The sequence below is a fragment of the Acidovorax sp. HMWF029 genome, assembly GCF_003060895.1.
Taxonomy (GTDB): domain Bacteria; phylum Pseudomonadota; class Gammaproteobacteria; order Burkholderiales; family Burkholderiaceae_C; genus Acidovorax.
The window spans coordinates 13683-24980 of record NZ_QAIH01000176.1 but is presented as its reverse complement, the minus strand read 5'-3'; the positions used below and the strand labels follow the sequence as shown (position 1 = coordinate 24980).

At 67.3% G+C, this 11298-nt stretch carries 9 protein-coding genes and 1 pseudogene; 5 read left to right on the top strand and 5 right to left on the bottom strand.

Going from position 1 to position 11298, the window contains the following annotated elements:
- The first annotated feature begins 72 nt into the window (after positions 1-72).
- A complete protein-coding gene (locus tag DBR12_RS12305; RefSeq protein WP_108617504.1) occupies positions 73-1722 on the top strand; it encodes a methyl-accepting chemotaxis protein in 1650 nt (549 codons plus the stop codon).
- Positions 1723-1761: 39 nt separating this feature from the next.
- On the opposite strand, the gene gph is transcribed toward DBR12_RS12305, so the two are convergent.
- From gph to DBR12_RS12285, 4 genes are read right to left on the bottom strand one after another with little or no spacing between them, the layout of a single operon-like run.
- Complete coding sequence (gene gph, locus DBR12_RS12300) at positions 1762-2487, bottom strand: phosphoglycolate phosphatase (RefSeq protein ID WP_108617503.1); 726 nt, start codon at positions 2485-2487, stop codon at positions 1762-1764.
- Between the two features lie 60 nt (positions 2488-2547).
- Complete coding sequence (locus DBR12_RS12295) at positions 2548-2847, bottom strand: putative quinol monooxygenase (RefSeq protein WP_108617502.1); 300 nt, start codon at positions 2845-2847, stop codon at positions 2548-2550.
- A gap of 52 nt (positions 2848-2899) precedes the next feature.
- Positions 2900-4423 (bottom strand): hypothetical protein, encoded by a 1524-nt coding sequence (locus tag DBR12_RS12290; protein ID WP_233244423.1) that lies wholly within the window; start codon positions 4421-4423, stop codon positions 2900-2902.
- A 2-nt stretch (positions 4424-4425) separates the two neighbouring features.
- Positions 4426-5772, bottom strand: a complete 1347-nt coding sequence (locus DBR12_RS12285; protein ID WP_108617501.1) for an SPFH domain-containing protein — start codon at positions 5770-5772, stop codon at positions 4426-4428.
- A 229-nt stretch (positions 5773-6001) separates the two neighbouring features.
- Between DBR12_RS12285 and DBR12_RS12280 the strand changes: the two genes are divergently transcribed.
- Entirely contained in the window at positions 6002-6700 is a 699-nt protein-coding gene (locus tag DBR12_RS12280) for a response regulator transcription factor (protein WP_099731934.1), read from the top strand.
- Complete coding sequence (locus DBR12_RS12275; RefSeq protein ID WP_108617500.1) at positions 6697-8892, top strand: HAMP domain-containing sensor histidine kinase; 2196 nt, start codon at positions 6697-6699, stop codon at positions 8890-8892. The genes DBR12_RS12280 and DBR12_RS12275 overlap by 4 nt, the downstream gene beginning before the upstream one ends.
- 65 nt (positions 8893-8957) lie before the next feature.
- On the opposite strand, the gene rpe is transcribed toward DBR12_RS12275, so the two are convergent.
- Positions 8958-9641 (bottom strand): ribulose-phosphate 3-epimerase, encoded by a 684-nt coding sequence (gene rpe, locus DBR12_RS12270; RefSeq protein ID WP_108617499.1) that lies wholly within the window; start codon positions 9639-9641, stop codon positions 8958-8960.
- Positions 9642-9728: 87 nt separating this feature from the next.
- Between rpe and apaG the strand changes: the two genes are divergently transcribed.
- Positions 9729-10136 carry a Co2+/Mg2+ efflux protein ApaG gene (apaG, locus tag DBR12_RS12265; RefSeq protein ID WP_108617498.1) on the top strand — a complete coding sequence of 136 codons (408 nt, stop codon included), beginning with the start codon at positions 9729-9731 and terminating at the stop codon, positions 10134-10136.
- An 82-nt stretch (positions 10137-10218) separates the two neighbouring features.
- Positions 10219-11298, top strand: a pseudogene (locus DBR12_RS22820) (site-specific recombinase); the annotation flags it as partial.

The window sequence follows — 11298 nt, the reverse complement described above, 5'->3', positions numbered from 1 at the left end:
GCCCCTACCTGCAAAACGCGGTTTGAGTTGCCCCCTCCCCCTACTCAAAGCCCTCCCGCGCCTGACATGACCATGAAACTCAGCCATCTCTCCGTCGGCCTGCGCCTGGGCGCCTCGTTTGGCGCCATCCTGCTCATCACCGCCCTCATCGCGGCCACCGGCATGTGGCGCATTGCCAGCCTTCAAAACGCCAGCGAGCGCGTAGCCACCCAGGAAATCGAGCAACAAACCCTGGTGGAAGACTGGGCCTCCGACATCCGCCTGAACTGGGTACGCACCGAGGCCTTCCTCAAGGCCATCGACCGCGACTACATGGACAAGCTCACGGCCGACACCCAGGCCACCGCCACGGGCATGGAGGCCAAGGTCAAACGCATCGAGGCCCTGGTGCAGGGCGAGAACGCCCGGGGGCTGCTCGCCGCCATTGCCACGGCCCGCAAGGCCTACAACGACAAACTCGGCGAGATCCGCGAACTGCACCGTGGCGGCGAGCCCAACGTGCCCGCCATGGTGGACAAGGACCTGCGCCCGCTTGCCGACAAATACCTGAAGTCGCTGGACGACCTGCGCCGTGCCATGGGCACCCAGCTCGCCGAAGGTCAGGCCGACACCTCGGCGCTGGCCAAGACCAGCCAGGTGCTATTGGGTGTGGGCACGCTGATTGCCGTGGCGCTTGGTGCGCTGCTGGCCTTCACCGTCACCCGATCCATCGTGCGCCCCGTGCAACTGGGCAAAAAGGCCGCCGAGAACATCGCCGACGGCGACCTGACCCACCCCATCGAAGCCAGCGGCAACGACGAAACCGGGCAACTGCTGCAGGCGCTGGCCACCATGCAGTCGCGTCTGGCCTCCATCGTGGGCAACGTGCGCCACAACGCCGAGGGCGTGGCCACCGCCAGCACCGAGATCGCCTCGGGCAACAACGACCTCTCGGCCCGCACCGAGCAACAGGCCAGCGCGCTGCAGGAGACTGCCGCGTCGATGGAGCAACTGGGCTCCACCGTGCGCCAGAACGCCGATAACGCGCGCCAGGCCAACCAGCTGGCCATGAGTGCATCCACCGTTGCGCAGCAGGGCGGCGATGTCGTGGCCGAGGTGGTGGACACCATGAAGGGCATCAACGACAGCAGCAAGAAAATCGCCGACATCATCAGCGTGATCGACGGCATTGCCTTCCAGACCAACATCCTGGCGCTGAACGCGGCCGTGGAAGCGGCCCGAGCGGGGGAACAGGGCCGGGGTTTTGCGGTGGTGGCGGGCGAGGTGCGCAGCCTGGCCCAGCGCAGTGCCGAGGCGGCGAAAGAGATCAAGGGCCTGATCGGCACCAGCGTGGAACGCGTGGAGCGCGGCACGGCCCTGGTGGACAAGGCGGGTGCCACGATGAGCGAAGTGGTCGCCTCGATCCGCCGCGTGACCGACATCATGGGCGAGATCAGCGCCGCCAGCAGCGAACAAAGCCAGGGCGTCAGCCAGGTGGGCGAGGCCATCACCCAGATGGACCAGGCCACCCAGCAGAACGCAGCCCTGGTGGAACAAAGCGCCGCTGCGGCCGACAGCCTCAAGACCCAGGCGGGGCAGCTGGTGGATGCGGTGGCGGTCTTCCGGCTGTCAGCCCATGCAGCCCGCCAAGGCGATGCCACGCCCGCCCCCACGCGCAGTGGCACCACCAGCGCATCGCGGCTGGACTACCGCGCCGTGGCGCCACGCCAGTTGACGGCCTGACAGGAAAGAAGGCGAAAAAAGAGGACAGACAAGGCGCGCTCATGCGAGCTGCGCCAGCGAATCCACAAACCCATCGGCATCCACGGCCCGCACCGGCTGGCCGTGGTTGTAGCCGTAGGTGACCAGCACCACAGGGCAGCCTGCCGCCCGCGCGGCCTGCGCATCGTTGCTGGAGTCGCCCACCATCAAGGTGCGCGCAGGGCTGGTGCCCAGGGCCTCGCAGGTCTTGAGAAGCGGCAGGGGATCGGGCTTCTTGCGCTCAAAGGCATCGCCGCCAAACACCTGTTCGAAGTACCCGGCGAGCCCCTTCAACTGCAGCAAGGGCAGCGCAAAACTTGTGGGTTTGTTGGTCAGGCAGGCCAGGCGCAGCCCCCGGGCGCGCAGCGCTTGCAGCCCGGCCTCCACGCCGTCGTACACCCCGGCAAACTGGCCATTGATCGCGAGGTAGTGGCGCTGGTAGCTGGCCCAGGCCGAAGGATAAAGTTCTTCAATTTTGATAGCAACATCATCAATGCCATCGCGCGGAAGCACATGTTTTAACACTGAACGCAGCAAATGTTCGGAGCCTTTGCCCACCATGGACTCGATGGAGCCCGCGTCGATGGGCGGCAGGCCCAGGTCCTGCAGCATGCGGTTGAGCGCTTCGCTGAAGTCGCCCAGCGTGTCCACCATGGTGCCGTCCAGGTCGATGATCGCAGCGTCCACGCAGGACGGGGGAAGCGGAATAAAGTTCACAACGGCCAAGGAAGAAGTTTGGAATGCCATGCATGGTAAGGGTGCCAGCGCCCCCGGGGCCGGTGGCGGCACGCACGGCCACCGTTCTCGTCAACCCGTGTGGAGGGCTTCGGCCTGGTAGATGGTCATCTGCGGGCTGGCTTCGCAGAGTTCCGTGACGGCGCGCGCAAACGCCCGCGATGCCTCCACCCGGAAGTGGGCCTGCAGGGCCGCCATGTCGCTCCAGCGCTCTACAAACACGAAACGCAGCGGCTGCAGCACATCGCGGCTCACTTCGTGCGACACACATCCCGGCTCCGCGCGGGAACGCAGGACATGCTCCACGGCCAAGCGCTCTACTTCAGCTTCCGTGTCTTGGCGCGCGATGGCGTGGCCGGTAACGATGATCATGATCGTGCCTGGTGGTGGGTAGAGATGCCTGGATTATTCCGCGAGCCTGCTCTCACCGCAGGCTCAGCGTCTGGCGCTTCCAGGCCGGGTCTTGCCAGCGCTGGAACAGGGGCAGCGCCGCCACATCGCCCGTCACGCGCTCGGTGGCCAGACCGTCGAGCCGCACCACCTCAAAGCTCTTGCGGTAGCGGCCCTGGCCCCGGGCTTCGCGGGCCACCAGCATCTGCTGGCCGCCGGGCACCCAGCCCGCCCATTCGGCCACGCCAGTCTCGGGCGTGGTGGCAGCGGGTGGCAGCACGTCGGCCAGCCAGCCAGCTTCGGTTTTGCGCAGCACCCACAGCTCGCGCCAGCCTTCCAGGGGCTGCACCGCCAGGGCCATGGCTGTGCCTTCGCGGTTGGTGCTGGCCGATGCGGCCCACACCACGCCGTAGGTACAGCGGCGCAGCAGCGGGGCCTTGGCGCTGTGCTGTGTGTCCACCAGTAGCACACAGGTTTCACCAGGGGCACCGGGTTCTGTCAGCAGTGTGGGGCGTGCTCCGGCGGTGGTAGCGACAGGCGCTGCAGCAGGCACCAGGGCCCAGCGCACGGCACTCACGCGCATGGCAGCGTCGTTGTAGGCGCTCTGGTCTTCGTCGGGCAAATCGGCCTTGCTCACGCCGCTGAGTTCGGTCAACGCGCGGGCAGCGGCAGCGGTCACTGCGGTATCGGCTGCGCTCTTGCGCGCCTGCTGAAAGGCGGCGGCAGCCCACACGCTGGCGCGGCGCATTTGCACGCGGTTGCGCAGGTAGCCGGGCAGGCTGGCCACGTCCACGCGCTCCAGCACCTCGGCCTGCCAGGTGGTGACCTTGGCACGCTCGTGCGCGGGCAGATCGGGGTTGATGCATTCGGGGCGGGTCAAGGCCAGGGCGGCGCGGGCGCGCTGCTCGGCATCGGCCACGGGCATGGCCAGCAGGCGGCGAAAGGCCTCGCCCTCGTAGCAGACCTGCATGCGGCCTTCGACCTCGTAGGTGGCAAAGCGCACGCCGTAGCCATTGGCCACATCCAGGTGGGCCGACAGCGTGGCGCCCGAGGCCTTGCCCGGCGCGGCCACTGAGGCGCGGCGGGCCAGCCGGTCGGCAAAGGTGCCCAGGGCATCAAAGGCCTGCGCGCCCTCCACACCGGCCAAAGCCTTGGCGGGCGCGGCTTGAAGATAGGCGGCAGTCAGGCCAATGCCTAGCGCCTCGGCGCCCGGCGTGTCCTGCACAAAGCGCATCACGGCCAGCAGCGCGGGGCCTTCAGCCTCGGTCAACGCCACGCGGCGCACATCGCTGGCACGGATGAAGCCACCGCGCTCGCGCTTGTAGTCCCACACCTGCAAGTAGTCCAGGCGCTCGCCGCGCACTTCCAGCACTTCGCCCTGCCACAGGCTGGCCTGCTGCTGGGCGCCGTCACGCGGGGCGGCTCGCAGGCTGGCCTGGTCTTGCACCACGATGGCACTGCCCTGGCTGCTGGGCGATGGCTGGGGGGCGGCCTCCGCCGCCACGGTCACTGCAGCGCTGGTCACGGCTGCCAGCAAAGTTGCGAAGGTGGCGTTCATGTTCATTGCTCCACGGCTTGGGTGGTGGTGGCGTCTTCAGCCACGGCCGCAGCCTGCGCGGCACCAGCCTGGGCATTGCGGTTGCCGCCGAGCAGCGCGGCACCGATGAAGTCGCCATTGGTGGGCGGGGGCGCGATGATGACCTGGATCTTGTCCGACAGCTTGTCGGCCAGCGTCTTCTGGATGAGCAGCGGGTGCTTGGTCACCAGAGCGCCTTCGCGGGCCATTTGCTCGGCGTTGACCTTGCCCACGCGGTCCATGCGGTAGGCCTCGGCTTCGGCCAGCTTCTGGCGGGCGTCGGCCTCGCCGTTGGCTTCGATGCGGCGGGCCTGGGCGGCGCCTTCGGCGGCCTTCACACGGGCCACGCGTTCGGCTTCGGCTTCGAGCTGGCGCTGCTCAATCTGGCGCTGCTTGAAGGGCAGCACATGCTTCATGGCCTCTTCCTGGGCCTTGGCGGCGATGACCTGCTCGCGGGCAGCAGCTTCGGCGGCGACTTCGCGGCGTACCTTGTCGGCACTGGCGTCCAGCTCGGTCTCCTTCACGCGCTTGTCTTTCAGCTCCAGCGTGTAGCGCATTTTTTCGGACGCCAGCTCTTCGGCCAGCAGGCTGTCCATGCCCCGGCGGTATTCGGCGGGCAAATCCACCTTGCCAATCTGCAGGCTGCGCAGTGTGACGCCATCAGCGGCCAGGCGGGTGCGCAGATCGGTCTCGATGATCTGCGCAATCTCGGCACGCTTGGACGAGAAGATTTCACGCACGGTGTAGCGGGCAAACACCTTGTAGACCAGGCCCTGCACGGCGGGCTCGACGATGTCGGCGCCCACGTTGTCGGGCAGGTTGCCGGCCTTGACGGCGGGCGAGTTGGGGTCCAGCGCATACCGCACGCTCAGGTCCAGCCCCAGCGACAGGCCTTCGACCGACTGCAGCGGCGCGCTGCCCGTGGCCTGGCGCATGGCTTCGGGGCGGTAACTCTGGTCGCGCAGCGAGAACACGCGCACCGTGTGCAGGCCGGGCACCACCCACACGCTGCCATCACGCCACAGGCTCACGGCACCGGTGAACTGGTTCAGGCGCACGCCCAGCTCGCCTTGCGCCAGGTGCTGCACCGGGGGGTTGCGGTACACCATCAGGCCCGCTGCAGCCACCACAGCGCCAGCGGCCAGCCAGCGCACCGTGCGGGCGGTGGGCAGCAGGTAGGCCCAGTTCAACGGGGCGACCGACACGGTGGCGGCCGTGGGGGGAATACCTTGCAAATCAGCGTCCAGCACAGGTTCCGTGCCCGCTTCGGGCAAGGGGGTGGAGCGACGGCCCTTCAGGGTCTGCACGATGCGGTTCCAGGTGGCTTTCATAGTGTTTCTCTCTCAGGTGGTTTCGGTGTTGTTGTCGTTTCTGAGTCGCCGCTGTGGCTTGCTCATTGAGGACCGATTGTTCGGATCCACCCCGGAAGCAACAATGCAGCGCAGCCCCCAATGCGCTCACGCCGACCGCACGAACCTTCCGGCCCCGGAAGAAAAACTCACACCGCCCAAAGCGGCGCACCGGGATAATCCGCCCACCTCTCCACTGCCCGCCCAGCCCATGACCCGCATCGCCGTGATCGAAGACGACCTGCCCACCAGCAATCAGTTGGCCGGGTGGATACGCAGCGCCAAGAGCGGCATCGTCATCGACCAGTGGTTCACCCGCGACGAGGCCGAGGCCGCGCTGGCCCGCGAGCACTACGACGCGGTGGTGCTCGACATCGAACTGGGCCGCGAGCGCCATGCGGGCGTGGCCCTCATCAACGCCATCAACAAGCTGCGCCAGGGCACGCCGGTGCTGGTGGTGTCAGCCATGCCTGCGGCCATTTACCGCAGCATCATGAAGGCGCTGGATGCGTGGGACTACCTGCAGAAAACCACGTTTGAAGAGGCCGATTTCATAGAGACCTTTCTCGACATCCTGCGCACCACGCAGGCACAAGCCCCAGCCAGCGCAGCCCCTGCCCCGGCGGGCGATGCGCTGGTGCTGGACCCGCTGTGGCAGCGCACCCCCACCTGGCGCGGCGAGCGCATCAACCTGCCGCTGACGGCCCAGCGCATCCTGGCCACGCTGCACCAGCGCAGCGGCGAAGTGGTGTCGTACGACGAACTGTTCGAGGTGGTGAAAAGCGGGCGCAACCGTGACAACGTGCGCAAGCATGTGAGCACCATTCGCGAGGCGCTGCGCGAAGTGGACCCCGGATTTGAAGGCATTGAGAACGTGCCCATGCGCGGGTTTCGTTGGGTCGGCAAATGAAGCGCCTGCTGCGCCGCCCTGCACTCGACATACCCCGCCTGGGCCTGCCCGCATTCCGCTTGCGCATCTTGGTGCGCAGCGTGTTTATGCTGCTGGCCCTGGCCACGGTGGCGCTGAGCGTGGTGGTGCTCAAGGACGAAAAAGAGCGCGCCTGGCAGGCCTACCAGCACGGTTTTGTGCGCAGCCAGGCCGAAGTCATGGCACGGTTGCGCCACCCCTCGGGCCAGTTGGCGCTGCTCAACGCCAGCCACCTGGGCCAGGGCGTGACGCCGCTGGCACCGCTGCTGCTGCCCTATGCGGCCATCGACTTTGACGACCCGCAAAAGTCGCAACAGGCCGTGGAGATGGCGGGCTGCTCGGTGCAGTACCCCGATGGGGCCTCGGTGTGCGCGGCGATTGGCAACAACCCGTATGCGGGCGGCTTCATCTACCTGGTGGGCAGTTTTTACGCAGGCGAGCTGACGCCCCGCGAGCGTGGCGCACTGGTGCCCGCCGAAGCACACCGGGCGCGCATCACCCTTGACATGCGCGGCGCCACCTACCGCTGGATTGCGCCGTACGAGGCCATGCCCCCGCAAGGGAATGCGGCCGTGCGCGGGCGGCTCACGGGGTTTGTGGACAACGGCACGCCGCAGCTCGATGCCCGTGCGCGGCCGGTGCGCGACTTTCGCGGCTGGCTGTGGCAAAACGGCCAGTGCCGCGACCTGCCGCCCCCATCGGCCAGCCCGGCTGCTGGCGAGGCCACCACCACAGTCCCCACAACCACCACCCCAGACTGCCTGCGCCGCACCCATTACTCCATCCGCCTGCCCGTCGAGCTGTTCCGCGAAGCGCTGTTCCGCAAAGACGAGCGCCTGGTCTGGCCGCCGGAGGACTTGGGACAGATGCGCGTGCGGGTGGAAATGCTGGCGCCGGGCGAAGACACCCCAGCGCTGTTTGACAGCGACGCCCCCGGCGCGCAGCTGGCCGCATCGCTGGGCGACCTCTCGCGCAGCCTGTTGCCGGGCGAGCGGGTGCAGATCCGCAAGCTGGGCAGCGACGAGGCCAGCGCCATCACCCTCAAAGGTTTGGACGTGCAAGCCGAGCCGTCAGCCCCCTGGCTGCTGCGCCTGATCCGCTGGCTGCCGCTGGAGGCTGCCGGCGTAGGCCCGGCGGCGGCCACGCCTGCGGCCCCTACCGCGCTGGACATTCTGGACACGCCCACCGGCAACTACGTGGTGAACTTCACCGGCCACCTGCGCGGCGTGGAGCAGGGCCTGGCCGCTGTAGCCACGCGCCTGTCGTGGTACCTGGGAGCCATGCTGGGTGCGATTGCGCTGGCTTGGCTGGTGGTGGAGGTGGGCCTGATCCGCCGCGTGACGGCGCTCACCCGCCGCGCCGCTGCGGTGTCATACAACGTGCAACCCGGCCACACCGGGCCTCGACTGGGCGACCTGGACGTGTCGGACCTGCGCGGCTCGGACGAGCTGGGCATTCTGGCCGGGGGCCTGGCCGACCTGCTGCAGCGCGTGAAGGACGACCTGCAGCGCGAGCAACTGCGCGCCCAGCAAGAGCGCGACATGTGGCACGCCGTGGGGCACGAGATCATGTCGCCCCTGCAATCGCTGATGGCACTGAACGGCCCGCAAGACCCCGGCCACCGCTATGTGCAGCGCATGCAGCAGGCCATCCATGTGCTCTATGGCACCGCATCGCCCGCCGAGGCACTGCAAGCCGCCGATGTGCCTGAAGGCCGGCTGGACCTGGATGCCTTCTTGCGCAACGTAGCCGACAACGCGCACTTCGCGGGCATTCTGGATGTGGTGTACGCCCCAAGCATCAGCCAGCCGAGCCCAGTGATCGTGCGGGCCGACGAGTTTGCGCTCGAAGACGTGGTGACCCACATCCTGCGCAACGCCGACCGCTACCGCCCCACAGGCAGCCCCATCACGCTGACGCTCACCGCATCAGAATCCACCGCCAGCGCCACGCTGCACAACCAGGGTTCGACCATTGCCGAAGACCTGCTGGAGCGGATTTTTGAGCTGGGAGTCTCAGACCCCGCCAGCCCCACCCCGTTGGGCGAGGGCGAACACCGTGGCCAGGGCCTGTTTGTAGCCAAAACCTACATGGCGAAGATGGGGGGCACCATCAACGCCCGCAACACCGAGGGTGGCGTGGCGTTTGTGCTGACGTTTCAACGGCTGGGGTAACTCCACCGGCGGAGGTCGACCCCCGCACGGCATCAAGCGGCTTTCAATCGGCCTTCCATCGGCACTTAAGCAGCCAGCTGCACGCGCATGGCGTCGATCACGCCCTGGTAGTCGGGCTTGCCAAAAATCGCGCTGCCCGCCACAAAGGTGTCGGCCCCCGCATCGGCCACGCGGCGGATGTTGTCGGCCTTGATGCCGCCGTCCACTTCCAGGCGGATGTCCTTGCCCGAGGCGTCGATGCGCTTGCGCACTGCCTCGATCTTGCGCAGGGCGGAGTCGATGAAGCTCTGGCCACCAAAGCCGGGGTTCACGCTCATGATGAGGATAAGGTCGATGTCGTCGATCACCCAATCCAGCACATCCAGCGGCTCGGCCGGGTTGAACACTAGGCCGGGCTTGACGCCCTTGGAACGGATGGCCTGGATGCTGCGGTGCACATGGCCCGATGCATCGGGGTGGAAGCTGATGTAGTCGGCCCCTGCGTCGGCAAACGCAGCGGCCAGGGCGTCCACCGGCTGGATCATCAGGTGCACGTCGATGGGCACGGCCACGCCCGCAGGCGTCTTGGCATGCGGCTTGAGGGCCTGGCAAACCATGGGGCCGAAGGTCAGGTTGGGCACGTAATGGTTGTCCATCACGTCAAAGTGGATCCAGTCCGCGCCAGCAGCAATGACGTTGCGCACCTCTTCACCCAGGCGGGCAAAGTCGGCGGAAAGGATGGAGGGGGCGATTTGGAATGTGCGGCTCATGCCCTGATTGTCGCAAAGCGCAAACCAATGGGGATTTGCCGCCCTGGAATTACCCACACACAGGGCGGCACGGTTACCATCCGGCCCATGCCAAAGCACCAGTTTGACGTGGAAGTGCAGCCCGAATACCTGCCCGAGCAGTCCGCGCCGGACTCCGGGGTGTTCAGCTTTGCCTACACCATCACCATCACCAACTCCGGGGAAGAGCCTGGACAGCTGATCTCCCGGCACTGGATCATCAGCGACGCCCGGGGTCACACTGAAGAGGTCAAGGGCCTCGGCGTGGTAGGGCAGCAGCCCCTGCTCAAACCCGGCGAGTCGTTCCAGTACACCAGCGGCTGTCGGCTGCGCACTGCCAGCGGCACCATGCATGGCACCTTCCACTGCGTGGCCGAAGATGGCGCGCCCTTTAGCACCCCTGTGCCCCTGTTTGTGCTGGAAGCGCTGGGCCACGGCCCTTCAGGCAACCCTCTGAGCGGACGGGTGCTCCATTGAAGAACTATTGCCCCCACGCTCCCCACTCCGTGTGGTCGCAGCCCCCCGAGGGGACCGCTTTTCATCTTGGGGCGGCCCGGCGATGAAAATAGGCGCAGCCCCCAAAGACTTGGCCAGCCTGCTCGCAGCGCTGGACCCCGCAGCCGATCTGGCCCACCGCCACCTGTGGCTCATCAACCTCCTGGAATGGGTGCGCGGCCAGCGCAACTCGGTGCCCGCATCGCTGGAGCGGGTGCAGCTTTTCCTGGACACAGTAGCCGCCCGCCCCGACACCCAGCAACGGCTGCAGGCCTGGTGGTCCACACTGGTGGACCAAGTGGACATCACCACCTTGCTGGCCGACTTTGGCTTTGCTCCCCGCACGGCGCTGATCAGCGAAGTGGCCGAGCGGCTGCGCACCAAGCTGCTGCCAAGCAGCCCAGAGACCATCGATGCGTCCGAGCTGTTCATGCTGGCGCTGCCCAGCGCCTTTGATGCCCAATGGCTGGCCGCGCTGGACGAGGCCCAGCTCAACTGTCTGGTCGGGCTACTGGCGCCAACCGACGCCGAAGGCCCCTCGGGCGGCGCCACTCTCTGGCACCGCGCCTTGCTCGATGCCATCACCTACTGCGCAGGCCAGATCCTCTCGACCGGTTTTGCCCCCGAGCTGCGGCTGCGCATGAGCGAAGCCGCACGCGAAGGCCAGCCGTTCCATGCACTTATCCGCGATGTGGAGAGCCTGCGCGTGGAAGTGCTGCACACGCTGCGCACACCGGACCGCCTGAACGAATGCGCACAGCGCCTGCGCGAGCGGCTGGAGGCCTGCCGCGCTGCAGCGGCCACCGTGTACGCCCACTTTGAACAAAACGGCATCTCGGTGGGGCTGGTGTTCCGCCTGCGCCAGCTGCGCGAGCGCATCCTGCGTGTGCGCGAGCTGCTCGACTGCCTGCTGTCGCCCAAACCAGCGGTCTCCGCCGCACGCCTCATGGCGCACTTGGTGATGGTGGGGCAGGAACGGCGCAGCCTGCGTGCCCTGTTTGCAGCCAACTCCTCGCTGCTGGCAGCCAAGGTGGCCGAGCGCAGCGCAGAAACCGGCGAACACTACATCACCCGCACTGGCGCCGAATACCGCTCCATGCTTAGGAAGGCGGCGGGTGGCGGAGCCTTGATGGCCTTCACCACC

Coding starts and splice junctions, on each gene's coding strand:
- gph (WP_108617503.1), bottom strand. CDS start 2,487: ATGGCATTCCAAACTTCTTCCTTGGCCGTTGTGAACTTTATTCCGCTT.
- DBR12_RS12285 (WP_108617501.1), bottom strand. CDS start 5,772: ATGAAAGCCACCTGGAACCGCATCGTGCAGACCCTGAAGGGCCGTCGC.
- DBR12_RS12295 (WP_108617502.1), bottom strand. CDS start 2,847: ATGATCATCGTTACCGGCCACGCCATCGCGCGCCAAGACACGGAAGCT.
- DBR12_RS12305 (WP_108617504.1), top strand. CDS start 73: ATGAAACTCAGCCATCTCTCCGTCGGCCTGCGCCTGGGCGCCTCGTTT.
- rpe (WP_108617499.1), bottom strand. CDS start 9,641: ATGAGCCGCACATTCCAAATCGCCCCCTCCATCCTTTCCGCCGACTTT.
- apaG (WP_108617498.1), top strand. CDS start 9,729: ATGCCAAAGCACCAGTTTGACGTGGAAGTGCAGCCCGAATACCTGCCC.
- DBR12_RS12280 (WP_099731934.1), top strand. CDS start 6,002: ATGACCCGCATCGCCGTGATCGAAGACGACCTGCCCACCAGCAATCAG.
- DBR12_RS12275 (WP_108617500.1), top strand. CDS start 6,697: ATGAAGCGCCTGCTGCGCCGCCCTGCACTCGACATACCCCGCCTGGGC.
- DBR12_RS12290 (WP_233244423.1), bottom strand. CDS start 4,423: ATGAACGCCACCTTCGCAACTTTGCTGGCAGCCGTGACCAGCGCTGCA.